At 69.7% G+C, this 25,756-nt stretch carries 17 protein-coding genes; 10 read left to right on the plus strand and 7 right to left on the minus strand.

The features are described 5' to 3' along the window. Nucleotides 1-22 precede the first annotated feature (22 nt). Genes ETD85_RS07800 through ETD85_RS07810 form a run of 3 tightly spaced genes read right to left on the minus strand, consistent with a single transcriptional unit; the run spans nucleotide 23 to nucleotide 4,878 of the window. The gene (locus tag ETD85_RS07800) at nucleotides 23-1,600 is read right to left on the minus strand and encodes a ricin-type beta-trefoil lectin domain protein (protein ID WP_138688932.1); all 1,578 of its coding nucleotides are present in this window, start codon (nucleotides 1,598-1,600) and stop codon (nucleotides 23-25) included. Between the two features lie 42 nt (nucleotides 1,601-1,642). Beyond that, nucleotides 1,643-3,562, minus strand: a complete 1,920-nt coding sequence (locus tag ETD85_RS07805) for a family 43 glycosylhydrolase (protein ID WP_240779015.1) — start codon at nucleotides 3,560-3,562, stop codon at nucleotides 1,643-1,645. After that, nucleotides 3,544-4,878: an extracellular catalytic domain type 1 short-chain-length polyhydroxyalkanoate depolymerase gene (locus tag ETD85_RS07810; protein ID WP_138688933.1), complete on the minus strand. Its 1,335-nt coding sequence runs from the start codon at nucleotides 4,876-4,878 to the stop codon at nucleotides 3,544-3,546. Before ETD85_RS07810 ends, ETD85_RS07805 begins: the two co-directional genes overlap by 19 nt. Before the next feature lie 577 nt (nucleotides 4,879-5,455). On the opposite strand from ETD85_RS07810, the gene ETD85_RS07815 reads away from it, so the two are divergent. From ETD85_RS07815 to ETD85_RS07825, 3 genes are all read left to right on the plus strand, one after another. After that, nucleotides 5,456-6,949, plus strand: a complete 1,494-nt coding sequence (locus ETD85_RS07815) for an endo-1,4-beta-xylanase (protein ID WP_206058163.1) — start codon at nucleotides 5,456-5,458, stop codon at nucleotides 6,947-6,949. Nucleotides 6,950-7,497: 548 nt separating this feature from the next. Then, a complete protein-coding gene (locus ETD85_RS07820) occupies nucleotides 7,498-9,510 on the plus strand; it encodes a family 43 glycosylhydrolase (protein WP_240779016.1) in 2,013 nt (670 codons plus the stop codon). A 101-nt stretch (nucleotides 9,511-9,611) separates the two neighbouring features. Then, nucleotides 9,612-11,063 (plus strand): non-reducing end alpha-L-arabinofuranosidase family hydrolase, encoded by a 1,452-nt coding sequence (locus ETD85_RS07825; protein WP_138688935.1) that lies wholly within the window; start codon nucleotides 9,612-9,614, stop codon nucleotides 11,061-11,063. Between the two features lie 150 nt (nucleotides 11,064-11,213). Here ETD85_RS07825 and ETD85_RS07830 read toward each other — a convergent pair whose 3' ends face one another. Beyond that, nucleotides 11,214-11,975: a TetR/AcrR family transcriptional regulator gene (locus ETD85_RS07830; protein WP_138688936.1), complete on the minus strand. Its 762-nt coding sequence runs from the start codon at nucleotides 11,973-11,975 to the stop codon at nucleotides 11,214-11,216. 85 nt (nucleotides 11,976-12,060) lie between these two features. On the opposite strand from ETD85_RS07830, the gene ETD85_RS07835 reads away from it, so the two are divergent. Next, nucleotides 12,061-13,005 (plus strand): ATP-binding cassette domain-containing protein, encoded by a 945-nt coding sequence (locus ETD85_RS07835; protein WP_138688937.1) that lies wholly within the window; start codon nucleotides 12,061-12,063, stop codon nucleotides 13,003-13,005. Beyond that, complete coding sequence (locus ETD85_RS07840; protein WP_138688938.1) at nucleotides 13,002-13,820, plus strand: ABC transporter permease; 819 nt, start codon at nucleotides 13,002-13,004, stop codon at nucleotides 13,818-13,820. The genes ETD85_RS07835 and ETD85_RS07840 overlap by 4 nt, the downstream gene beginning before the upstream one ends. A gap of 66 nt (nucleotides 13,821-13,886) precedes the next feature. Here the strand turns inward: ETD85_RS07840 and ETD85_RS07845 are convergent, their stop codons facing one another. Further along, nucleotides 13,887-14,843 carry a cyclase family protein gene (locus ETD85_RS07845; RefSeq protein WP_240779017.1) on the minus strand — a complete coding sequence of 319 codons (957 nt, stop codon included), beginning with the start codon at nucleotides 14,841-14,843 and terminating at the stop codon, nucleotides 13,887-13,889. 175 nt (nucleotides 14,844-15,018) lie between these two features. On the opposite strand from ETD85_RS07845, the gene ETD85_RS07850 reads away from it, so the two are divergent. The 4 genes from ETD85_RS07850 to ETD85_RS07865 all read left to right on the plus strand — a co-directional run bounded on the left by ETD85_RS07850 (nucleotide 15,019) and on the right by ETD85_RS07865 (nucleotide 20,951). Continuing rightward, nucleotides 15,019-16,041, plus strand: coding sequence for a LacI family DNA-binding transcriptional regulator (locus ETD85_RS07850; protein ID WP_138688939.1), 1,023 nt, complete (start codon nucleotides 15,019-15,021; stop codon nucleotides 16,039-16,041). 296 nt (nucleotides 16,042-16,337) lie between these two features. Next, nucleotides 16,338-17,633, plus strand: a complete 1,296-nt coding sequence (locus tag ETD85_RS07855) for a tetratricopeptide repeat protein (protein WP_170246557.1) — start codon at nucleotides 16,338-16,340, stop codon at nucleotides 17,631-17,633. Between the two features lie 97 nt (nucleotides 17,634-17,730). Beyond that, nucleotides 17,731-19,503 (plus strand): hypothetical protein, encoded by a 1,773-nt coding sequence (locus tag ETD85_RS07860; RefSeq protein WP_138688941.1) that lies wholly within the window; start codon nucleotides 17,731-17,733, stop codon nucleotides 19,501-19,503. Nucleotides 19,504-19,697: 194 nt separating this feature from the next. Continuing rightward, on the plus strand, nucleotides 19,698-20,951 hold the full coding sequence (locus ETD85_RS07865; protein WP_170246558.1) for a cytochrome P450: 1,254 nt from the start codon (nucleotides 19,698-19,700) through the stop codon (nucleotides 20,949-20,951). A gap of 27 nt (nucleotides 20,952-20,978) precedes the next feature. Here the strand turns inward: ETD85_RS07865 and ETD85_RS07870 are convergent, their stop codons facing one another. Beyond that, on the minus strand, nucleotides 20,979-22,058 hold the full coding sequence (locus tag ETD85_RS07870; RefSeq protein ID WP_138688942.1) for a serine hydrolase domain-containing protein: 1,080 nt from the start codon (nucleotides 22,056-22,058) through the stop codon (nucleotides 20,979-20,981). A gap of 176 nt (nucleotides 22,059-22,234) precedes the next feature. Between ETD85_RS07870 and ETD85_RS07875 the strand changes: the two genes are divergently transcribed. Beyond that, entirely contained in the window at nucleotides 22,235-24,454 is a 2,220-nt protein-coding gene (locus tag ETD85_RS07875) for an alpha/beta hydrolase family protein (protein WP_138688943.1), read from the plus strand. Between the two features lie 80 nt (nucleotides 24,455-24,534). Here ETD85_RS07875 and ETD85_RS07880 read toward each other — a convergent pair whose 3' ends face one another. Further along, the gene (locus ETD85_RS07880; RefSeq protein WP_138688944.1) at nucleotides 24,535-25,512 is read right to left on the minus strand and encodes an Acg family FMN-binding oxidoreductase; all 978 of its coding nucleotides are present in this window, start codon (nucleotides 25,510-25,512) and stop codon (nucleotides 24,535-24,537) included. Nucleotides 25,513-25,756: the final 244 nt, after the last annotated feature.

A 25,756-nucleotide genomic window follows, 5' to 3' on the forward strand; every position in this document is an offset into this window, starting at 1 on the left:
CCGGCTCCGCGCTACCGGGTACTCAGGTGCGGGTCCAGCGCTGGTTGGCGCCGCCGTTGCAGGACCAGATGACCAGCTTGGTGCCGTTGGCGGTGGCGTTGTTCGGCACGTCCAGGCACCGGCCCGACTGCACTCCGGCGATCGTGCCGTCGGCGTTGAGGCGCCACTGCTGGTTGGTCTGCCCGTTGCAGTCCCAGATGATCACCTGGGTGCCGTTCGCGGTGCCTTGGTCGTAGGCGTCCAGGCACTTGTTCCCATAGACCCGCAGCTCACCGCTAGCGGTGGGTGTCCACTGCTGGTTGGGCTGGCCGTTGCAGTCCCAGATCTGCCCCTGCGCGCCGTTGGCCTGCGAGGCGCCGGTGACGTCCAGGCACCGGCCCGAGCCCACTCCCTTGATCGCGACCGTGGGAGTGGGGACGATGCCCCCTCCGGTGACGATGTACATGGCCGCCCCGTGCCCGGGCACCGACGCGCTGATCGTCCCGGACGAGGAGGACGTCGTGTGCGCCCAGAGATCACGCACCGAGTAGGCGGACGCCGAGCCCAAGCCCAGGGCCGAAGCGGTGGTGGAGACCGTCGAGGTCGAGGTGCCCCGGTTGAGCAGGACGACCGCGACCGAGCCGTTGGCCATCGGCTTGCGCCAGACCTCCAGGTTCCCGCTGTCGCTGATCTTGTGGCCCTGCCTGCCGCCCCAGTCCTGGTTGACCGCGATGACCTCGGTGTTCGTCAGGATGGAGCGGGTCTCGGCGCTCATCGACCGGATGTCGTTGCCGGCGATGAGCGGAGCGTTCAGCAGCGACCACAGGCTGAAGTGCGCCCGTCCCTCGGTCGCCGTGAGCGCGCCGACGCCCACCTCCAGCATGTCGGGGTCGTTCCAGCCTCCCGGCCCCGAGTACGCCTCGAGCCCGACCTGCTGGTCCAGGATGCCCATGACGGAGTTCCAGTTCGCGGCGATGTCGCCCGTCGTGCGCCAGGAGTTGCCCACCGGCATCCCCCAGGTCCACACGCTCTCCTGGCCCCAGTTGCACAGGCTGTACACGATCGGGCGGCCCGTGGCGGCCAGCGCGTCACGCATGGCGGTGTAGCGCTGCTGCCCGCTCCTGCCCTGATGGTCGCCGCAGTTGTCGTACTTGAGATAGTCGATCCCCCACGACGCCCACAGGGCGGCGTCGCGCCGCTCGTAACCCAGGCTGGCCGGGTACCCCGCGCACGTGGTCGTCCCCGCCGAGGAGTAGATGCCGAGCTTCAGCCCCTTGCCGTGGACGTAGTCCGCCAGGGCCTTCATGCCGCTGGGGAACTTCTGCGGGTCCGCCACCAGGTCGCCGTTGGCGTCGCGGCTCATGGTGGACCAGCAGTCGTCGATGTTGACGTACTTGTAGCCCGCCGCCGCCATGCCGCTGGAGACCATGACATCCGCGGTCTGCCGGATGAGGCTCTCATTGATGTTGCAGAAGAAGGTGTTCCAGTCGTTCCACCCCATCTGCGGCGTACGGGCGAGCCCGTTGTCCAGCGCGACGGCCGGTGACGACGTACCGCCGATCGCGACCAGGGAACCGGCGGCCAGTAAGGCCGCCAGCGTCGATCGGATGATCTTACGCATCTGATTCCTCCTCGTACGACGAGCTGGTGAGGGTGCTCGGGATCATTGGAAGGAGGCGTCGTCGATGAAGAAGCCGTCGGTGCCCGCCGCCGTCTCGACGTAGAAGGTGGCGCCGGTCAGCGTTCCGCTCCACGACGCGGTCGCCGTGCCGGTGAGCTGGGTCCAGCCGCCGGAGCTCACCGTCGCCGCCGGCGTGAGCTGGAGGTAGCTCGTCGTGCCGTTGGCGGTGATCGCCAAGGTCGCCTTCGCGCTGGGCGTGCCGCTCTGCGATCGGACCCAGACGCTCGTGGTGTAGCTCGTGCCGTTGGTGAGCTTGGCGGTCACGTCCTGGGTGGTGCCGTTCCATGACGCCGTGCGTCCGGCGATGGACAGCGCCCGCCCGCCGCCGTGCACCGGGCTGGTGACCGACGACAGGGTTCCGCCGGACGCGGCCCAACCCGTGGTGCCGCTCTCCAGGTCGCCGTTGGTCAGCAGGTTCCCGCCGGTGCCGCCAGTGCCGCCGGTGAACTGCCACCAGTTCACGTTGAACAGGTTGCCGCTGCCGCCGGTGTACTTGAAGTACAGGTCGTGGGTGCCCGTCGCGCCGTTCACCGGGCAGGTGACCGTCGTCCACGTCTGCCAGCCACCGGTTCCCGGCACGGTGCACGTCCCCACCAGCGTGCCGTTGACACCGTCCAGGCGGAGCTCGATCCGGCCGCCGCTGGTCGCCGAGGCCACCCGCGCGCTGAAGGACGTCGCGCCGGAGCCGAAGGCGACGCCCTTGACCTTGATGTGGTCCCCGTTCTCGATCCACCCGACGTTCATGCCGCCCTCGCCGGAGGGCTCGGTCTCCACGCCGGACGCCCAGGCGATCGTCTCGGCCTCCTGGCGGACGTAGGGGTTCAAGGTGCCCGCCTGCGGAGCTCCGGTCGTCGTCATGCTGATCGTGGGGATGGTTCCGTCGGCGTTGTAGGTGAACTTCTCCACCGCCACCGAGCGGGTGAAACCGCCGCCGCCCGGCAGGGCGCCGTTGTGGTAGAAGAAGTAGGACCCGCCGTTGAAGTCGATGACGCCAGGGTGGTTCGTGAAGCTGCTGCCCTGCGTGGGCATGACCGTCCCGCGGTACGTCCACGGCCCGGTGGGGCCCGGGGCCGTCGAATAGCCGATGAACTCCGAGCAGCATTTCGCCGCGAAGACGTTGTAGTAGAGGCCGTTGCGCTTGTAGACCCAGGGCCCCTCTTCGTACAGGGTCGGACGGCTCGTGTTGCCGGTGCGGGTGCCGAACCCCGCGGTGGTGAGCGGGATCTGAGCGGGACTGCCCGAGTACGAGATCATGTCGGCGTTGAGCCTGACGTACCACAGATTGGGGTTGCCCCAGTACAGGTAGGCCTGCCCGTCGTCGTCGATGAGGACCGTGGGGTCGATCTCGCCGTTCCTGACGAGGGGGCGCCCGATGGCGTCGGTGAAAGGCCCGGTGGGGCTGTTCGAGACCCCGACCCCGATGGCCATCTGGCCGCTCGCCCGGTCTTTCACCGGGACGTACCAGTAGAACCTGCCGTTTCGGTAGACGGTCTGGCCCGCCCACGCGTCCGCGCTCGCCCAGCTGAAGGTGGCCACGCTCATCGGCGAGCCGTGGTCGGTCCAGTTCACCATGTCCGCGGAGGACCAGACCCGCCAATCCTTCATGGTGAAGTACGTCGAGCCGTCCTCGTCGTGTCCGGTGTAGAGATACACCCGGCCGTTGTGCACCAGTGGAGCGGGGTCGGCGGTGTAGATCGTCTGGACGATCGGATTGTCCGCCCTGGCCGTGCCCGGGAGCATCGCCACCGCGCAGAGCAGCGCCACGATCACCAGCACAGCGCGTCGCGACGTGAGGCCGAGCCGGCGGGAGGACGCGACGTTCATGAGCGCCGTCGCCGGGAGCGGCGGCCGTGCCGCCGCCTCGTCCGGGACCTTGATGTGCGTCATCTCGTCCAGGTCCACTTCTGGTTGGTGCCGCCGTGGCAGGAATAGAGCTGGAGCGGGGTGCCGTTGGCGGTGCCCTGGCCGGTGGCGTCCAGGCACAGCCCGGATTGCACCCCGGTGATGGTGCCGTCGGAGTTGATGCGCCACTTCTGGTTGTCGCCGCCCCAGCAGGCGTAGATCTGGATTCTGGCGCCGTTGCCGGTCCCGGCCGCGTCGAGGCACTTACTGTCATAGACCCTGATCTCGCCGGCCGAGGTGGCGGCCCACCGCTGGTTGCTCCGCCCGTTGCAGTCCCACAGCTGCACCGGAGTCCCGTCAGCGGTGGCGGCGTTGGGTACGTCCAGGCACCGCCCGGAGCCCACGCCCCTGATCTGCCCGGCGCCGTCGCCGGACGTGGGAGTCGGCGTCGCGGTGGGTGAGCCGCCGTCCAAACCGAAGAAGCGGATGGCGGGAGCGGCCATCCCGGCTCGCGGCAGATCGTGGCCGGCGCCGGTGATGGTGTACGCCTCGACCTGCCCGGAGCCGAAGACTCGCCGGGTCCATCCGGACTGCGGGCTGTCAGTGGACGTGGGGGTCTGGCTCAGTCCGTGCACGTTGGTCCACTGGTCGACCTCTTCCTGCAGCATCGTGTACGGCAGTACGGAGTCGGCGGTGCCGTGCCAGGCCATCACGCGCGGCCGGGGGCCGGTGTAGCCGGGGTAGGCGTTCCTGACCAGGTCACCCCACTGCTGGGGCGTCTTGTCCCCGCACCCGGCGGGCCCGAGGCACCCGTAGGGAACCCCCGCGAACGGCGCGCCGGCCTTGAACACGTCCGGGTACGTGGCGAGCAGGTTGTTGGTCTCCATCGCTCCGGAGGAGAAGCCGGTGGCGAACACCCGCTGCGGGTCACCGTTGTAGCGTTGCAGCACGTGGTTCGTCATGGAGACGATCGACACCGGGTCACTGCCGCCGCCGTGGCGCAGGGCCTCGTTGGACCACACGTCGAAGCAGTTCGACAGGCCGTTGGCGCTCTTGTTCGCCTGCGGATAGATGACGATGAAACCGTAGCGGTCGGCCAGCGAGGCGAACTCGGTCCCTCGGTGGAAGTCCGGAGCCCAGCCGTTGCAGCCGTGCATCGCCACCAGGACGCCCGGCCTGGACGCCACCCCGTCGGGGACGTAGAGGTACATCCGCAGGCCGCCGGGGTTGGCGCCGAAACTGGTCACTTCGGTCAGGGCCGCCGCCGACGCTCGTGGCGTGGCCGTGAGGAACATGGACAGGGCGGTGGCCACGACCGCGACCAGAGCTGTCAGGCCGGCTCCGAGGCCGGCGTACCTGCTAGTACGCGTTCTCATCGGCTGCGCCTCTTCTCATGGTTCCGCCTCTCTCGGGCCGGGGCCGTGGTCGTCAGCGCGGGTCCAGGAAACGCCTGTTGTTAGCGCTAACAAACGGTTGACTGGTCGGGCTCCTCCTCCTCGGGCGGGATGGGAGGTGGTGGCGGGACGGAGCAAATACGAGGCGGAAAGGTACTGTCAAGGAGTCCCGGACCGGCGGCGGATCGGAGCAGGCCGCCGCCGAGCGCGCTCACCTCGGGTTATCGGGTGCGGCGGCAGCCGATGAGCGCGAACGCAGCCATGAAACTTTCATCTGGGACTCCCACCCGACCTGTCAAGCCGAAACTTTCAAGGGCAGTGAGCCGAGCTAAGGCCCAGTACAACCCGGATAGGAACGGGCGAGAGCGGCCGAAAGTTTTTATTGATTCCTTGACAACTTTCGGCGGGCTTCCCACACTGAGTCCCCGAGGCGATCTCCCCCGCCAGATCGGTGGCGCGCGGCGGGGCCGCCGCCACGACGCCCGTGCGCGCGGCGTCGATCCCGCGGGGGGTGTCCCCGCACGCTCCCTTCCCATGATTCGCTGATGGAGGCTCAGGCATGAGCATCAACGCCATGTCCCCACCTACCGCCCGCCGGCCGCTCGGCGGGCATCGCCGGGCGCTGATCGCCGGCATGCTCGGCGCACTCGGCCTGATCACCGCGCTGGCGGCGCCGCTTCCTGCGGATGCCGCGGAGAGCACGCTGGGCGCGGCGGCCGCGCAGAGCGGCCGCTACTTCGGCACCGCCATCGCCGCGGGCAAGCTCGGCGACTCGGCCTACACCACGATCGCCAACCGTGAGTTCAACATGGTGACGGCCGAGAACGAGATGAAGATCGACGCCACCGAGCCGAACCGGGGCCAGTTCAGCTTCACCCAGGGCGACCGGGTCTACAACTGGGCCGTGCAGAACGGCAAGCGGGTACGCGGGCACACCCTGGCCTGGCACTCCCAGCAGCCCGGCTGGATGCAGTCCCTGTCCGGCAGCACGCTGCGCCAGGCGATGAACGACCACATCAACGGCGTCATGGCCCACTACAAGGGCAAGATCTACGCCTGGGACGTGGTCAACGAAGCCTTCGCCGACGGCAACTCCGGCGGCCGGCGCGACTCCAACCTCCAGCGCACGGGCAACGACTGGATCGAGGTGGCCTTCCGCACCGCCCGCACCGCCGACCCGGCCGCCAAGCTCTGCTACAACGACTACAACATCGAGAACTGGACGTGGGCCAAGACGCAGGGCGTCTACAACATGGTCCGCGACTTCAAGTCCCGCGGCGTGCCGATCGACTGCGTCGGCTTCCAGGCCCACTTCAACAGCGGCAGCCCGTACAACAGCAACTTCCGCACCACGCTGCAGAGCTTCGCCGCCCTCGGTGTCGACGTGGCCATCACCGAGCTGGACATCCAGGGCGCCTCGGCCACTACTTACGCCAACGTGACCAACGACTGCCTGGCCGTGCCGCGCTGTGTCGGCATCACGGTGTGGGGCGTGCGCGACAGCGACTCCTGGCGCTCAGGCGACACCCCGCTGCTGTTCGACGGCAACGGCAACAAGAAGGCCGCCTACACCTCGGTGCTCAACGCGCTCAACGGCGGCACCACGACGCCGCCGCCCGGCGGGGGCGGCACGGGGCAGATCAGGAGCGTGGCCGCCGGCCGCTGCGTGGACGTGCCCAGCGCCGGCACCGCCGACGGCACCGCGGTGCAGCTGTGGGACTGCAACGGTCAGACCAACCAGCAGTGGACGCAGACCAGCGCCGGAGAGCTGAAGGTGTACGGCAGCAAGTGCCTGGACGCCGGGGGCACGGGCAACGGCGCCCGGATCCAGATCTACTCCTGCTGGGGCGGCGACAACCAGAAGTGGCGCATCAACTCCGACGGCTCCATCGTGGGCGTGCAGTCGGGGCTGTGCCTCGACGCGGTCGGCGGCGGCACCGGCAACGGCACGGGGCTGCAGCTCTACAGCTGCTGGGGCGGCAGCAACCAGAAGTGGACCTACAACGCGGGCGCCGCATCCGCCACCGCCGGGGGAACAGCAGATCGCCGGTGACGTAGTAGCGGCCCGAGGGCGGCCGGCCAGGCCGCCACACCGCGCCGCCGACGACCGACATCCCCCGGCCACGCGCCGGGGCCTGTCGGCGGCGCGCTGACAACCGCTCACCGGGCAGAAACTTAATCATGATCAAGTACGAGGCCGGCTCCGCCTGAGACGCAGCCGGCCCGACGGACCGCCAGCCCATCGCGTGCAGGGGCTGGTGAGGGATGGTGAGCCACCATCCGACGACGGCAACTTAACCATGAATGCCCCGCAAGTTACTCGACCAGACCTTCGTGAAACTTTCACCTGCGTGAGCCTCACCGCGCGATCCCCTTTCGAGGCGAAACTCCAGGCGGGACGGCGTTCAGAGGACAACACCCAGGCCCGGCACGGGTCTGTCCGCGTTGACGCCGGCCGGACCGTCGGGTGTACTCCGCGACAACGCACTCGACCGAATAGACCACGCAGCTCTGCAAGATCAAATGTTAACGCTAACACGACCACCGCCTACGTGCGCGCCACGACGCGCACAACAACCTCTGGAGGTTCCTGTGCGGCGCGTGCTCGCGGTTCTCTCGTCCCTGCTGCTCGTGGGCGTGTTACTCACGCCCCAGGCGTCGGCCGCGACGGTCGACACCAGCGCGTGGTACGTGCTGGTCAACCGCAACAGCGGCAAGGCCCTGGACGTGTACAACCTGTCCACCGCCGACGGCGGCCGGATCACCCAATGGAGCCGTAACAACGGCAACCAGCAGCAGTGGCAGTTCGTCGACTCCGGCGGCGGCTACTACCGCATCAAGTCCCGCCACTCCGGCAAGGTCCTGGATGTCTACAACTTCTCCACCGCCAACGGCGGCTCCATCGTCCAATGGGCCGACGGCAACGGCACCAACCAGCAGTGGCGCCTGGCCGACTCCGCGGGCGGCTACGTGAGATTCATCAGCCGCCACAGCAACAAGGCCCTCGAAGTGCAGGGAGCCTCCACCGCCGACGGCGCCAACATCGTCCAGTACGACGACTGGGACGGCGCCAACCAGCAATGGCAGCTCGTCCCGGTGGGCGGCGACCCGAATCCGGGCGGCACCTACACCAACCCGGTGGTCTGGCAGGACTTCGCCGACGGCGACATCATCCGCGTCGGCGACGCCTACTACTACTCGGCCTCGACGATGCACTACTCGCCGGGCGCACCGATCCTGCGCTCCTACAACCTGGTCGACTGGGAGTACGCCGGGCATTCGGTCCCGAGGCTCGACTTCGGCTCCGGCGCCTACGATCTCACCGGCGGCCGGGCGTACGTGAAGGGCATCTGGGCCTCGACCCTGAACTACCGGCCCAGCAACAGCACCTACTACTGGATCGGCTGCGTCGAGTTCAACCGGACCTACGTCTACACCGCCTCCGCCGTCGACGGCACGTGGACCAAGCGCTCGCAGATCAACAACTGCTACTACGACGCCGGCCTGCTGATCGACAGCAACGACACCATGTACGTCGCCTACGGCAACAGCACGATCAGCGTGGCCCAGCTCTCGGCGGACGGGCTCAGCCAGGTGCGCGCCCAGCAGGTGTTCCAGACGCCGAGCAGCGTCGGAACCCTGGAGGGCGCCCGCTTCTACAAGCGCAACGGCTACTACTACATCTGGCTGACCCGCCCCGCCAACGGCCAGTACGTGCTGCGCTCCACGTCGCCGTGGGGCCCGTACGAGATGCGCCAGGTCCTGCTCAACATGCCCGGACCCATCTCCGGCGGCGGTGTCCCCCACCAGGGCGGGCTCGTCCAGACGCAGAACGGCGACTGGTACTACATGTCGTTCGTCGACGCCTACCCCGGCGGCCGGGTGCCGGCGCTCGCGCCGATCACCTGGAGCGACGACTGGCCGGCCGTGCAGACCGTGAACGGCGGCTGGGGCGTCAACTACCCGAAGCCGAACATCCAGACCAGCCGGACCGTGGCGTCCATGATCGGCCCCGACACCTTCACCTCGGGCACTCTCGGCCACCGCTGGGAATGGAACCACAACCCCGACACCAGCCGCTTCTCCACCGGCAGCGGCCTGCGCCTGCAGACCGCGACCGTCACCGGCGACCTGTACAACGCCCGCAACACGCTGACCCACCGCATCCAGGGCCCGTCGTCCACGGCGACGATCGAGCTCGACTACTCGCAGATGGCCAACGGCGACCGCGCCGGGCTGGCGATGCTGCGCGACCAGTCGGCCTGGATCGGCGTCAGACGCGACAACGGCGTCAACCGGGTCGTGATGACCAACGGCCTGACCATGAACAGCTCGTGGCAGACCACCGGCACCGGCACGGAGGCGGCGAGCGCGAACATCTCGGGCGGCCGGCTCTGGTTGCGGGTCAACGCCGACATCCGGCCGGGTTCGGGCAGGCAGGCCCGCTTCTCCTACAGCACCGACGGCAGCACCTTCGTGAGCCTCGGCCCGGCCTTCACCTTGAACAACGCCTGGCAGTTCTTCATGGGCTACCGCTTCGGGATCTTCAACTACGCCACCCAGTCCCTCGGCGGCGCGGTGACCGTGCGCCGCTTCGATCTCACCACCCCTTGACCGGCCGGGTCGTGGCAGGACGACCCGACCGCACCACCGGCACGACACGTCGCCCCAGAAAGGCACGCACCCTACCCGAGTCGGATGAATCGGAGCACATCATGAAATTCAGATACCTGTCCGTCCTGGCGGCAGTGGCCGCCTTACTGGCGAGCCTGTTCGTCGCCGGCCAGCCCGCCAGCGCGGCCACCGTGGACACCAACGCCTGGTATGTGCTGGTCAACCGCAACAGCGGCAAGGCGCTGGACGTCTACAACCTGTCCACCGCCGACGGCGGCCGCATCACCCAGTGGAGCAGGAACAACCAGAACCAGCAGCAGTGGCAGTTCGTCGACTCCGGCGGCGGCTACTACCGGATCAAGTCCCGCCACTCCGGCAAGGTGCTGGACGTCTACAACTTCTCCACCGCCAACGGCGGCGCGATCGTGCAGTGGGCCGACGGCAACGGCACCAACCAGCAGTGGCGGCTGGCCGACAGCTCCGACGGCTACGTGCGGTTCATCTCCCGTCACAGCAACAAGGCCCTCGAAGTGCAGGGAGCCTCCACCGCCGACGGCGCCAACATCGTCCAGTACGACGACTGGGGCGGCGCCAACCAGCAGTGGCAGCTGGTCCAGGTCGACGGTGGCACCGGCAACCCGGGTGCGTGCGACCTGCCCTCGACCTACCGCTGGTCCTCGACGGGCTCGCTGGCGACCCCGAAGTCAGGCTGGGTCTCGCTCAAGGACTTCACCGTCGCCCCCTACAACGGCAGGCACCTCGTCTACGCCACCACGCACAACACGGGAACGAGCTGGGGCTCGATGAACTTCGGCCTCTTCACCAACTGGTCCGAGATGGCCTCGGCCAGCCAGAACACGATGTCCTCCTCGACGGTCGCGCCCACGCTGCTCTACTTCGCCCCGAGGAACATCTGGGTGCTCGCCTACCAGTGGGGCGGGACCGCCTTCTCCTACCGGACCTCCAGCGATCCTGCCAACGCCAACGGCTGGTCATCGCAGCAGACGCTCTTCTCCGGCAGCATCTCCGGCTCCGGCACGGGCCCCATCGACCAGACGCTCATCGGTGACAGCACGAACATGTACCTGTTCTTCGCCGGGGACAACGGCAAGATCTACCGGGCCAGCATGCCGATCGGCAACTTCCCGGGCAGTTTCGGCGCCACCTCGACGGTGGTCATGAGCGACACGACGAACAACCTGTTCGAGGCCGTTCAGGTCTACAAGCTCCAGGGCCAGAACAAGTACCTCATGATCGTCGAGGCGATCGGGGCGCAGGGCCGCTACTTCCGCTCGTTCACCGCCACCAGCCTGAACGGCTCGTGGACACCGCAGGCCGCCACCGAGGGCAACCCCTTCGCCGGCAAGGCCAACAGCGGCGCCACCTGGACCAACGACATCAGCCACGGCGAGCTGATCCGCACCAGCGCCGACCAGACCATGACCGTCGACCCCTGCAACCTGCAGCTCCTCTACCAGGGCCGCAGCCCCAGCTCCGGCGGCGACTACGGCCTCCTGCCCTACCGGCCGGGCCTGCTGACGCTGCAGCGCTGACGAAGTGACCCGGATCCTGACGGCCGGGTCGAAGAAGCCCCTGCCGATCACCTTCTGAGCCGGTTCTGGGCACGGCGTCTGGGAGCATTCGCCGTGCCCGGGGCCTCGCGCGGCACCCGTCCCGGTCAGCCATGGACGCAGCCGCAGCTCTCAATGCTCTCTCGGAGAGTCGTGCGCCGGCGTCGCAGCCTCGGCCGTTGGCGGGAGTGCCGCGGCGATGCAGTCGAGGACGCGCCGGAGCCCGTGCCGGAACTGGTCGTCGCGGCTCAGGTGCGGCTGGCGCGCCTCCATCACGATCTTGGTGAAGATCGGGTACTCGCCGCTCTTCACCAGCTGGTCGACGTACGAGTGGCTCCGCGCCATCCACTCCGACTCGCTCAGCCCGCTGCGGCGGAACTCCATGGCCGAGCTGATCTCCTCGCGGACGGTGCCCTCGATGTAGCCGTTCAGCAGGGCTATGAGGCCGAGGTTCTCGTCGATGGAGACGTGGACGTCGAGCACGCCCATCAGCCGCTCGATCAGGAGCAGCTGGTTGGGGCCGAAGCTGGGGAGCGAGCGCTGCACGGATCCGATCCACGGGTGCCTCAGCCACATGGCCCGCAGCCCGTCGGCGTAGCGGGTCAGGTCGGCCCGCCAGTCGCCGGAGGGCAGGCCCGTGACGTCGATCTCGCCCTGCAACCGGTCGGCCATGAGCTCGACCAGGTTGTCGCGGCTCGGGACGTAGCGGTAGAGGGACATCGCGCCGGCGCCGATCTCGGCGGCGATGCGCCGCATGGTGGCGGCCTCCAGCCCCTCGGCGTCGGCGATCCGGATCGCCGCCTCGGTGATCTGCGCGCGACTGTAGATCGGCTTCGGCCCGTAGGCCGGGCGCTCGGGTCGCATCCAGATGTTCACGTACTCGGCGTCGGGCACCGCTCCCCCTCCTGGTTGCGTACATCGTACCCGGTCCCTTAGCCTGGCCGCCAAGACCGCGTACAAGGTACCCAGTGGAGGGATCATGACGGATCCGATCGTGGTCGCCGAGGGGCTGCACAAGTCCTTCGGCGGCACCCATGCGCTACGAGGCCTGGACCTGAGCGTTCCGAGGGGAACGGTCTGCGGCGTGCTCGGGCCGAACGGCGCCGGGAAGACGACCGCGGTGCGCATCCTGGCGACCCTGTCCGATCCCGATGCCGGGCACGCCCGCGTCGCCGGATACGACGTCGTCCGCCAGGCCGGCAAGGTGCGCGAGCGGATCGGGCTCGCGGGCCAGTACGCCGCCGTGGACGAGAAGCTCACCGGCCGTGGCAACCTGCGCATGTTCGGGCGCCTCTACCACCTGCCGCGCCGCGAGGCGCACCGGCGGGCCGACGAGCTGCTGGAGCGCTTCGGCCTGATGGACGCCGCCGACCGCCCGGTGGCCGGCTACTCCGGCGGCATGCGCCGCCGGCTCGACCTGATCACCTGCCTCATCCTGCGCCCCGACGTGCTCTTCCTGGACGAGCCCACCACCGGCCTAGACCCGCGCAGCCGCGGCGAGATCTGGGACAGCATCCGCGAGCTGGTGGCCGACGGCACCACGGTGCTGCTCACCACGCAGTATCTGGACGAAGCCGACCACCTGGCCGACGACATCGCCGTCATCGACCACGGGCAGGTGGTCGCCATGGGCACGCCCGACGAGCTGAAGGCCACGATCGGGGACCGCCTCGACGTCACCCTCGAAGACCCCGCCGCGCTGCCTGAGGCGGCGACCGTCCTGGGCACCCTGGCCGGCACCGAACCCGCGGCGACCGACGCCGACCGGCTCAGCGTCGCCCTGCCCGCCGCCGGCCTCCGCCTCGCCGACATCGTGCGCGAGCTCGACCACGCCGGAGTCGCCGCCGCCGACGTGAGCCTGCGCCGCCCCACCCTCGACGAGGTGTTCCTGCGCCTCACCGACCGCAAGGAGACCGTCCGATGACCGCCCTCACCTCCCCGCTGGGCCGCCTGCGCTGGACGCTCGCCGACGGGCTGACCCTGGTCGGCCGCGAGCTGGGACGGCTGCGGCAGGAGCCCGGGCAGGTCATCGCCGCGCTGATCTTCCCCGCCGTCATGGTCGTGCTGTTCGGGTACGTCTTCGGCAGCGCGATCCGGGTGCCGGACGGCGGCGACTACCGCGAGTACCTCATGCCCGGCCTGTTCGCGATGGTGACCTTCTCCGCGTGGCTGGGGGTCATGACGCGGGTGGCCACCGACGCCTCCCGCGGGGTGATGGACCGGTTCCGCTCCATGCCGATGGCACGCCTGGCGGTGCCGTTCGGGCAGACCGGCGCCGACCTGCTGACCGGCCTGCTGATGCTGGCCATCATGGTGGGCGCGGGCCTGCTGGTGGGCTGGCAGCCGCACCGCGGCCTGCTCCCCACCGCCCAGGCGTTCCTGCTGATGATCGTGCTGCGGTACGCGCTGAGCTGGGTGGGCGTCTACGTGGGCCTGGCGGTGAAGAACGACCAGGTCGCCGACGCGATGGTGCCGCTGGGCCTGCCGTTCACGATGCTGTCGAACGCGTTCGTCCCGACCGGCGGCATGCCGGGCTGGCTGCGCTTCCTGGCCGACTGGAACCCGGTCAGCGCGCTCACCGCCGCCTCACGGGAGCTGTTCGGCAACCCGGGGGCGCCGTCCGGAAGCGTGGCCTGGCCACTCGCGCATCCGGTGACCACTGTCCTGCTCTGGTCGGCGGCGCTGCTGGTGATCTTCGTCCCGCTGTCGCTCCGCGCGTACATGCGCAGAGGACGCTGAACGCTCCGGGCCGCCGCGGCGGCGCGCCTGCCGATGCCGGTGGTTACGTGGACGAGTGAGCCGCGGTCAGAACGTGGCGATCGGGTTGACCGGGCTGCCGGACGTGCCTGCGAAGCGGACCGGCGCGACTGCGAGGTGGAAGTCCCACTGGCCGAGCTCGGCGGCCGTCGTCGCGCACGCCTCCAGGTCGCAGTTGTCGAGCATCCACAGACCCATCGCGACGAGGCTCACGGCGTGAACCGGCATCAGCACGTCTTCGTACCCCGACGGCTGGACGTCCTGGGGGGTGTCGGCGCCGATCAGGGCGACCTCCCGTTCGTGCAGCCACGGCAGGCAGGACGCGTGCCAGCCGGCCTGCGTGAAGCCGCCGGGCTCGCCGGACTCGTGCCGGAAGCGGCCGTAGCCGGTCCGCAGGAGCACCGCGTCGCCGGGTCGCACCCGCACACCCTGGCGGCGCTCGGCCTCTTCGAGGTCGTCGGGGAACACGCCCTGCCCCGGTTCGAGCCATGGCACATCGCGGACCTTCGCGATGTCCAGCAGGACACCGCGCGTGATGATCCCGTTCGCCGCCGCCGTGACGGCCCCCCACGCCGATCCCGTTGCGGCGTCGACCAGCGAGTGCGACCGCCCGTTGTACATCGTGCCGTCCCAGAAGATGTGGCACGGCGAGTCGATGTGGGTGAGGGTGTTGCCGTGGAACGTGATGCCGAGCCGCTCGGACGAGAAGCCCCAGCGCCGGTCGTTGCGGAATCCGGGCGCCGGCATGTTCTCGGCGCCCGGCATGTCGGCGGCGCACGGGCAGGCCGTCGTCGACCGCTCCATGTCCTTCGGTACGGCAACCTCCCACGCGCACGACACGCTCCTGCCGTGGCGCACGGCCCGCGCCGCCGCCAGCCGGACGTCGTCGGTGATGTGGTTGAGCGTGCCGAGCTCGTCGTCGTCGCCCCACCGTCCCCAGTTGGACAGCGTGTTGAAGTATCCGAGCACGTCGTCCTGTGTGGGCATCGATCGCTCTGCCGTCATCCCAGCATCGGCTCCTCCGGTCACGCGGTTCGCGGCACCGAAGGCAGGGTATCCCGCCTTCTTCCTGTGACATGCCAGGGCCCGCTGAGCCGGCAGGATACAAGATCAGCGGGCGGAGTGGCGTCCGGCAAAGACGGCACCGCCCGCCTCCTCCCTCCCTGACTAGACTGCCGCCATGACCGCGGAGTCGTCCCCTTTGACCATCGCCCAGCTCGCCGAGCTGGCCGGAGTCTCCACCGCGACGGTCTCCAAGGTCGTGAACGGCCGTTCCGAAGTGTCCTCCGAAACCCGCGCCGCCGTGGAGGAGCTCATCCGCCGGCACGGCTACCGGCGCCAGCGCCGCCGCTCCATGCCGACGGCCCTGGTGGAGCTGGTCTTCCACGCGCTGGAGGGTGACTATCCCGTCGAGATCACCAAGGGGGTGGCGGCGGTCGCGCGTGAGCACGAGCTCACGGTGGCGATCTCGGACCTGCGCCGCGACCACACCGCCGCGGGCGCCTGGCTGGAAGGTGTGCTGCGGCGCCGTCCGAGCGGCGTGATCGCGGTGTTCTCCGGGCTGACCGAACTCCAGCACGAGCAGCTCGCCCGCCGCGAGATCCCGCTGGTCCTGCTGGATCCGGCCGACGCTCCCGCCAGGAACATCCCTTCGGTCGGCGCCGGCAACTGGAACGGCGGGCTCACGGCGACTCGCCATCTTCTGGAGCTCGGGCATCGTCGCATCGCCGTCATCACCGGGCCGGACTCCGCGCTGTCCAGCCGGGCCCGTCTCGACGGCTACCGAACCGCCCTGGACATGGCCGGCGTGCCCGCCGATCCGGAGCTGATCGGCCGGGGCGACTTCTTCATCGAGGGTGGCCTGGCCGAGGCGTACCGCATGCTGTGCCTTCCCGACCGGCCGACCGCGATCTTCGCCACGAACGACGGTCAGGCCATCGGCGTCTACCATGCGGCCCACCGGCTCGGCCTGCGCATTCCGGCCGATCTCAGCGTGATCGGGTTCGACGACATGCCTTCGGTGCGGTGGGCCATCCCGCCGCTGACCACCATCCGCCAGCCTCTCGCCGAGATGGCCGCGGCGGCCACCTCGATGCTGCTGAAGCTGGCCAACGGCGAGCAGCTGTCGCAGAGCCGGGTCGAGCTGGCCACCGACCTCGTCGTACGCGAGAGCACCGCGCCGCCCAGGCACCTGTCCTCCTGACCGGCGCCCCCGGCAGGCCGAGCGCCTCGGGCCGCGGCGTCACCTCCGTGTCTCCGGCGTAGGCGCGCCGAGCCGGCCGGTCCAGCCGCGACCGCCCGGCGGGTCAGCACGCTTCTCCCCTTGTGCGCGGCTCGGTCGCGGCTCGGTCGCGGCTCGGTCGTGGCTCGGTCGTGGCTCGGTCGCGGCCGTCACACGACCATGACACGGCGCGGACGAGGCGGGGACACGGCTGGCCGACAGTGGGTGGGGGCCTTGAGGCTCCGGCGAAGGTGATCACGAAAAAGGAGAACGTGTTGGTGCATGACGGAGAATGGGACCGGCGTTCGGTGTTGCGGGGCGCGGCGGTGCTGGCCGGTGCGGCTGCGACGGTGCCGCTGTCAGGCGGGGCGGCCACGGCGCTGGCCGGCGGCGGTGACGCGGACGCGCTGTTCAAGGCCGGGAAGTTCGAGCAGGCCGGCCGCGCCTACGAGGAGATCCTGAAGAAGGACCCCACGAACCTGCACGCGGCCCGCCGCCGCGGCCATGTGGCGCTCCTGTCCAACAGGTTCCCCGACGCCGAAAAGTACCTCAAGATGGCCATCGAGCTGGCCCCCGACGACAAGGACGCCAACTACTTCCTGGCCGACTGCTACATCCGGCAGGACAAGTTCTCCCTCTCCGCGCCACACTGGCGGGCGGCCGGCGAGGACAGCTACGCCAAGTGGTTCGCGGCGGTCCGCGGCGCGGCGTACCAGATCCACGGCGACGTCGCGCGGCTGCCATGGCTGCAGATGGACCCGATGCCGCTGGTGGAGGCCTCGGTCAACGGCGGGCCGCCGAAGCGCTTCACGTTCTACACCGGCGCCCCGAATCTGGGCCTGACCGCGTCGGTGGCCAAGGAGGCCGGGCTGAGCCCCGTCGCCAGCCAGAAGATCGACTACGAGAACGGCGTCATCTGGGCGTACTACGGGATACTGGACTCCTTCAAGCTGGGCGGCATCGAGCTGCGCAACGTCCCCGTGGGCTGGTCGTCGACGGAGTCGGGCGAAGACGTCGACACCGAAAGCGACGGCATGATCGGCACGTGGGTCTTCTACCACCTGCTGACCACCTTCGACTACGCGGGCCGGTCGCTGATCCTGCGCCGCCGCACCCCCGAAACGGCCAGGACGGCACGCGCCGCGGCCGTACAGGCGGGTGCCAGGCCCCTGCCGCTGTGGCTGGCCCGCGAGCAATATCTGCACAGCAGGGGCAGCCTCGCCAGATCCGGCTCACGGGTGGTGGGGGTGAACTTCGGCGGAAGGAGCGAGACCGCCGCGGTCGTGTTCGGGGACACGGCGCAGCAATTGGGGATCCGTACCGACTACGACCGCCCGATCGGGACTTTTGCCCATAGCCACCCGGCCGTCACCTACCCCTGCTACCCGAAGGAGATCCGCCTCGGCACCGCCACCGCCAAGGAGATCTACTGCGAGACGCATCCGGGGGCCGCGCTCGCCCCCTTGGGGTTCGACGTGCCGGCCGCCTTCTTCCACTGCTTCTTCAAGCCCTACAACATCACCCTCGACTTCACCGACATGAGCCTCTACATCGCCCCCGGCAAGGCCACCTGACCACCGCGACACTGCCCCGGCGCCCATCCTTGTGGCCGGGAGCCGCTCGTTCCGCTGTATCCGCCGGTACGGCGGTGCCGCGCTAAGATCGCGTCCCGTGCCTTCTGATGGTTTATGGCGAATTATCAGGGTCGGATTAGTCGGCCTGCTTCTCGCGGGGACGGTCGCCGGCCTGGCGCTCGGCGACGCCTGGCTCTGGGTGGCCGTCGAATGGTCGCCGCCGGCCCATGCGGACTACGACGCGAGCGACGGGTTCGCCACCTCGACGGTTGTGGCGCTGTTCGGGGCCGCTCTGGTGAAGGCCGCGCTCCTGTGGCTGATCCTGCGTGCCCCCGCGCCGGGGCCGCTGGACCGCCGGGCGAAGGCGCTGCGCCGGCTGCTGTATCTGGCGGTGGCGTACAGCCTCGTGCTGTGGTACCCGATCGCGCTGCTCCCCGACGCGGTGGACGCGGCGTTCTACCTCGTGCTGTGGACCGCGATCGACGTCCTCTACCTGCTCGTCATCCGCTGGCGGTCCCGCGTGCTGCGCGCGGTGGCCGGAGCGATGTTCGCGGTCGAGCTGGCCGGGATGTCCAACGAGCTGCTCGACGAACTCGACCTCCCCGAGCTTGGCGCGAGCTACATCGTCAGCCTGGGCTTGATGCTGGGCGGAGTGGCGGCGACCGTCATCACGGTCGTCGGGCAGCGGCGCGACGGCCGGTGGAGCCGCGGCACGCAGGCCGCCGGGTGGTTGTCGGTGGGCGTCTACGCGCTGGTGATCCCGCTCAACGTTCTCGCCGGAAGGATCCCCGGCACGAGTACGGCGATGCTGGTCGTGCTGGACGCGGTGGGGCTCGTCAGCACCGTGTGGATCGCGGCGACCGCCCGCGAACTGCCCATCGCGGACCGCCCGGCGGACCTTCCACCCGCGCGGCGGCGCGGGATCCGCGTCGCGGTGGCGGCTGTGGCCGTCCTGCCGATCATCGCGATGATCCACCCGGAGCAGGCCGCGCACCTCACCTACACCCGCGCGTCGATGGACTGCTATGACCGGCCCAGCTTCGGCGACCTGAAACCCGCCGAGCGCGACGCCGCGTTCCTGTGCCGGGCGCGGAGCGCGGAGGGCGGGGTCACGCCCATGTTCCCGGACAGTCTGTCGGACCAGGCGATCCTCGCGTACGGGCGGGCGCTGTGCCGGGCAAAGGACCGCGACGAGCAGAAGGCGATTCTGGCGCAGGCCGGCAGCGAGCAGCCCGCCTCGGGCGCGGACCCGTGGGACCTCGTCTACGTGTGCCCGGAGATCGTCGGCAAGACCCATCCCGAGCTGCTGCGGTCGACCGCGGAGACGGAGGCGGCGAACACCGGCTACATCGCCGAGGAGAACGCGAAGTGCCGCGACCCGTGGCCCCGGACGAAGGGTGTCGTCCAGGCCACGGCCAAATACTTCCTGTTCGTAGACGGCGATCCGGGCTATCTGGTCCACGACCCCAAGGACGAGACGGCCGAACAGGCGGCGGAGCAGGCCATGGACAAGGTCTACGACGACGACGCCCTCATCGGGGTGGCCGGGAGCGCGGCGCTCATCGGGCACATCGAGGACGTCGTCGATCTGTGCCTCACGGTGAAGGCCTTCCGCACCGCGCCACCACGGCGGACGGCCGGGTGGGAGCAGGTCAACGAGGTGCCGATCGTCAGCCGCAGCGGCCGGCTCACCGTGCCGTACATGGGCGAGGGCGGAGAGGTGGGCGCGGGCGCCCCGATGCCGAACCTGGCGATCGCGGGGAAGGGCCGTTACCGGCTCCGTGTCTACGTGCGGGTCGGCAATGAGGAGCAGCACCTGGTCGTGGTGTTCCCGGGTGCGTCGAGGAAGAGGCTTCAGCTGAAGCCGTGAGCGGGTGGTGCGACGACCGCTGCGCGCGACTTCAGACAGCCGCAGCCGGCCGCGGCCTGCGCCCGTGGCGACCAGGCCGCCCTTAAGGTCCACTTGCGTATCTTATCGCGGTGATCTACCGTGGCGCGTTAATTAGATACAGCCGCGTACTTTATGGCGGCGGACCCCTCCCCTCCAGAAACAGGACGTGCCCGATGACCGACAGCAGCGTGACCGAGAAGTCCGCGAGCGTGAGCACCGCGACGATGCGGCGGATCCTGCCCGAGGAGATGGTGGAGCGGGGCCGCAACCCGTTCGATCCGCCGCCGGGCCTGCGGGGACAGGGCGCGGTCCGGCCGCTGGATCTGCTCAATGGCGCTCGGGCGTGGCTGGTGACGGGGTTCGAAGAGGCCCGTACGGTGCTGTCGGACGCACGCTTCAGCGCCGACAAGATGCGCCATCGGGACGCGACGTCGCCGCAGCCGCAAAAGGCGGCGGAGCCGCCGAGGGCGGAGCGGGAGGACGGGATCTTCGTCTTCATGGACCCGCCGGAGCACACCCGGCTGCGGCGGTCGCTGACAGGCCAGTTCACGGTGCGGCGGATGCGGGAGCTGGAGTCGCGGGTGACGGAGATCGCGGTCGAGCACATCGAGGCCATGAAGGCGGCGGGCACGGAGGCCGATCTGGTGCCGGCGTTCGCGTTGCCGCTGCCGTCGCTGGTCATCTGCGAGCTGCTGGGCGTGGACTACGCCGACCGTGCGGAGTTCCAGGAGCGTACGGCCGTCGGGCTGAACGCGAGCTCGACCCCGCGGGAGCAGGCCATGGCGCGCGCCGAGCTGCACGCGTTCATGCGGGGGCTGGTGGCCGCCAAGCGCTCGAACCCCGCCGACGACCTGCTGTCCGGCCTCATCCACGACACCGACCCGCCCCTGACGGACGCGCAGCTGGTCGATGTCGCCCTCCTGCTGCTCACCGCGGGCCATGAGACCACGGCGAACATGCTGGGCCTGGGCACGTTCGCGCTGCTGGAGCACCCGGACCAGCTCGCGGCGCTGCGCGCCGACCCGGGCCTGATCGACAACGCGGTGGAGGAGCTGCTGCGGTTCCTGTCGATCCTCCAGCTCGGGGTCAGCCGGGTCGCCACCGAGCCGGTGACGCTGGGCGGTGTGGACCTCCCCGCCGGCGCGACCGTCGTGATCGCCACTCCCGAGGTCAACCGGGACCCGCGGCACTGGGACGACCCCGACACGCTCGACGTGCGCCGTCCGCGGACTCCGCACCTGGCCTTCGGGCACGGGGTTCACCAGTGCCTGGGGCAGCAGCTGGCCCGGATCGAGCTGCGGATCGGGCTGGGCGAGCTGATCTCCCGCCTGCCGGGTCTGCGCCTGGCGGTGCCGGCCGAGCAGGTCCCGGTACGCAACGAGATGCTCATCTTCGGCGTGCGCTCGCTGCCGGTCACCTGGTCATGAGGCGGCCGGTGCCGCCGATGACCAGGCTCAGCGGTCGCACATCGCGGCGACGAAGGCGTCGATCAGGTGCTGCCGGTTGGCCGGCACCCCGGTGACGTAGACGGTGGCGGCGCGCCCGGCCCGGTTCCGGCCGCTCAACACCGCCGCCCCTGGCATGTCGCCGGCGGCGAAGTAGGCGTGGCCGCAGCTCGACGTCATCCGGACGACGCCGTAGCCGTAACGGGCGCCCGCGGGCCAGCCTTCCTGCTCGACCTTCACCGTCCGGGTCGTCATCGTGCCCAGCGGGGCGTGACTCCAGAACCGGTTGAGGTCTTCGGGAGTGGAGACCAGGCCGCCGCTGGGCCCGAAATCGTAGGTGGGCAGCCGGTCGGTCAGATCCACCTCGCCACCCTGCGGGTGACGGGGGTCCACCCCGTAGGTGTGGGCGTGCGGCCCGCGGATGCCCTCGTCCCCCTTGGCCGGCCAGTACGAGTCCCGCATCCCGTACGGCTTGAGTATCAGGTCCCGGCTCGCCTGCCGGAAGTCCTGGCCGGTCACCTTGGTCACGATCAGCCCGAGGACCAGGTAGTTGGTGTTGGCGTAGGCGAAGGTGCCGCGAGGTGTGGGCTTGAGCGTCAGCGCCACCCGCAGGAAGTCGGGGAGAGGTTGCTTCCAGTCGATCGCGTCAAGATATTCGGGCAGGCCGCTCGTCTGCTGCAGCAGCATCCGAACGGTGATCTTCCGGCCGTCGATCCCGGCGCCGTCGCCGCTGCCGCGCAGCACCCCGGGCAGGTAACGCTCCACCCTGGCCTCCAGGTCGATCTTCTCCTGATCGGCCAGCCGCAGCACGGTGGCGGCAATGACCGGCTTGCTCATGCTGGCGATCCTGAACCGGCCCTGGGGGCCGATCATCGGCTTCCCGGTGCCCCGCTGCGCGGTGCCGGAGCGCCGGGTCACGGTCGCCCCGCCCGGGCTCCGCACCTGGCTCAACGCGCCCGCCATGCCGTCCTCGGTGGTGAGCAGGTCAAGGCTGGACTGGGGCGAGGACGTAGCGGTGGCGGCGAACGCGGGGACGACAGGGGCAAGCACCAGACAACCGGCGACAGCGGCAGCGAGCAGTTTCGTCATGACTCCAATGTCGCGGGAAGATCACCCAAGATCAGTCACGCCTGCCAGCCTGTCGGGGTGGGGCCTGCCCTACCGCCGGACGGCTTTCCTAGGGAAATTCCCAGGTTCGTCCCTGACTCGTCGCGGTGCGCGTTGCTCTACGGTCGTCGTGCCTTTCACGCAGAACGGAGAAGATCGTGGACGACCACACAGAACTCCGCATCCATGGCGTGGCCGGCGGCGCTCCTGAGTCGGTGCTGTTCCCCGCCCCGGTTCCCGTGGTCAGCGATGATCTGGGCGTCAGCGTGTACGAGCCGTTCCCGGAGGTCGTCTCGGGCATCCGCCGCCAGGCCTACATCTGGGGCAACCTCACCTCCGGCGGGCGCTCGCGGGCGTTCTGGTTGCTCCTGCTGCCGTTCGCGCTGTCGAACATCGCGTTCTTCATGACGCCCCGCTGCCAATCGCCTTCCAAGGAGCGGGGGCGCTCGCTTCGCCGCTTGATCGACATGCAGCATCGATGGTTCGCGCTGGCACTCACGGGCACGATGATCACGGCGATCGCCGCAGCGTCGATGGACATCGTCGCGTGGCAGTCCGTGCGCACGACCGAGGTTTCGGCGTTCCCGCCCGTCCGATGGCTGATCACCATCGCCGCAGGCGACGTGTCGCTCAGGCTGGCGATCGCCTCGCTGTGCCCCCTCATCGTGCTGGTCGCGCTCTGGCGGATGGCACATCTGACCTGGACACGGCTGGATCGGTACGGTCCCCCCGCGCGGCCCGACGGCACGCGGAACAGCGCTCACGGCACGGATCGGCGGGGCGCGCCGTCCGATCCGGACGTCCTTCTCGCGCAGCCGGGCCTGTGGAACGGTGGCGATCCGGTCGGCCGGATGCGCTCTCTGCACGTGGCGATCGGCTTCGCGGTCATCTCGCTCATGATGACGGCTCCGTTCACCTCCCACCCGCCCTTCTCCGCGCTGGGGATCCTGGAGTTGTTCGTGCTGGTGACGACGGTCGCACTGGCGGCCCACCCGGAGGTGGCCAAGCGCTACGAACCGGGCGACGAGCCGGTCGGGCTCAAGTTGCTGGACCTCGGGTGCAGGCTCGTACGCGATGTGGCCACGGTCGGTTACGGTGCCGCCTTCGCCTCCCTGGCGACAGCCGGGCCGCCCCCGCCGTCCGAGGATGCTCTGCCGGGATCGCACGCCATCCAGGCCGGCCTGTTCCTCGCGCAGGTAGTTCTGCTCTCCGCCATCGCCGTCATGACGCTGGTGCTGGCCAGGATCACCGCAGGGGCGTCACGCGCGGCCGGTCCCGCGCTCAGCTACGGGCGGGCGATGAGGGGGCTGGCTGCTCCGGTCACCCTGCTGCTGGCGTGGATGCTGGCCAAAGGCTTCGCCATCGGGCTGGCCTTCACCGTCGCCGAAGTCGTGGGCCGGCCCTCGTATTTCGCGGGCACCCGAGCGGACAGCGAGGCCATCGTGTTGCCTGCCGCCCATTGGTGGGCGGCACCGGCAGGCCTGGTGACCCTGATCGTGATCGTCGCCATCACCGGTTCGCTGCTGCTTCTGGGGAACCGTGCCGCCAAGGCACCGCTACCGGGGAAACAGGCGGAAGACCCGGGTGAGAAAGTGCGAAGGGCATGGGCGATCGCGGAGCTGACCGACCGCGGCGGCCTGGTGCTCACGGCTCTCGCCCTGGTCGCCGTACTGGCGATCATCACCGTGGGCGTCACTACGGTCACCGCGGAGAAGCCGTTGGAGGGATGGGTGATCGCCCTGAGCGTCGCCGTGCTCATCGGCTTCACGGCCGGGCTGCTGCTGCTCGGCTGGCAGGCGTACAGCAACACCGCGCTGCGCCGCACGGTGGGGGTGCTCTGGGACGTCAGCACGTTCTGGCCCCGCGCCACCCATCCGCTCGCGCCTCCGTGCTACGCCGAGAGGGTCATCCCCGAACTGGTCGGTCACGTCCGTGCCCTCTTGTCCAACGGCGACGGCCGGGTCGTCATCTCAGGTCACAGTCAAGGCAGCGTCATCGCGGCGGCGCTCATTCTGCAGGTGGATCCGGCTCTCAGGACGCGAACTCGCCTGCTGACCCACGGCTCGCCACTGTGCCGGCTGTACGCGCGTTACTTCCCCGCCTACTTCGGCCCCGACGCGATCGAGGCCATTCGGAAGGGACTGCTCGATCCGGCCCGGCCCGACGAGGCCCCGTGGCGCAACCTCTACCGGCGGACCGACCCCATCGGAGGCGCGATACTGACGGGTGCCAACGGCGTCGACCTCTACTTACGAGACCCCGAGCGTGACGGCGAACCGATACGCGGCCACAGCGACTACTACGTGGACGCCGCATACGCCGGCGTCCTCGCCGGATGGATCGTCAACCCGTCACCGCCGCCTCAACCTCGGGAATGACCCGATGCCGTGGTTGATCGTGGAGACCGGCCACCGCTGCCAGCCGTGCCCCATCCGGCTCGCCAGGACAGCATCGGCCCTCACTCCAGCACGTCCGACAGGGAACGGCGGACCGAGTCCTTGTCGTCGAAGGTGATGCCGAGCCTCATGATCATCTGCGGATACTCGCCCGAGCAGAGCTCATGCTGCAGAAACTCGCGCAGCAGGCCCATCTCCAGCGCCTGCGTGTGGAAGGCGGCGCTCACGCCGAAAGCGGCCGCGTGCAGCAGGAGGTGCTGCAGTGCCTGCCCCGCGGCGATCCAGTCCTCGCGGGTGTCACCCTGCGTGGTGAGCAGCGCCACGACCCCGACAGACGTCGCGGCTCGCTGGTCAGCCTGGTTGCCCCAGTCGTGCCGCCAGGAGTAGTCGCGCTGCGGGAAGTCGGGATTGGTACGTTCCACGCGCTGCGGGTAGCCCTGGGCGGGCACGCCGTCCTTGCGGCGGCTGCCGGGCGGCTGCGACCAGCGGATCAGCTCCAGGCTGAACCGCCGGTCCTGCGCCTGTACGCCCTGCGCGGCCTGGGTGAGCGCGGCGATGATCCGTACGGCTTCCGGCGAGCGGACCGGCGTGAGCCTGGGCCCCTCCTCCATGGCCGCCCGGACCAGCCGCTCGACCAGTCTGTCCGGCACCGGCATGTCGGCGAAGCCCGCCCGGTGGGTGCGGCGGCGCTCGATCTCAGCGCCCAGAGCCCGGATCGACTCGTCGGGCTGGACTTCGCGACCCGGCCGGATGGTGGCGAGCAATGACGGGCGGTCCGGGTCCGGCAGGATACGCACGTCCGGCTCGAAGCCCTCGCACCGCATCGCCGTACGCGCCGTGAACAGGGCGGCCCCGCAGCTGATCAGCAGCTCACGGCCGGAGGCGTCGCCGAAGCGCAGTTTCCTGTCCGGGTCGGCCCGCAGGCTGATCTCCTCCCCGGTGACCGAGAAGCGCCAGGGCTGCGTGTTGTGGATGGACGGCGCCCAGCGCGCGGCCTCAACCGCGACGTCGAGCGCGTGCTTGACCGAAAGAACAGCCATGACTCCACCTCCAGGAAACCATGTACCCAGCGCATCACGTCCGAGGCCGCCGCCGTCAGGGTCGAAGGTCCCACGCGGGCAGGGTCATGAGCCCTCTGTCGTGGAGCGCCCTTGGCGGAACGGCCCAGGAGCGTGGGTCCTGGGTCACAATGCGCCGAGATCATCGAAAGGACCTTGGTCCCAGCCGCGGATGCCCTTCGGCCGATGTCCGCCGTGACCCCGTGGACAAGAGTGAAGGCGAACG

Source organism: Nonomuraea zeae (genome assembly GCF_005889725.1).
In the GTDB taxonomy this organism is placed as follows: domain Bacteria; phylum Actinomycetota; class Actinomycetes; order Streptosporangiales; family Streptosporangiaceae; genus Nonomuraea; species Nonomuraea zeae.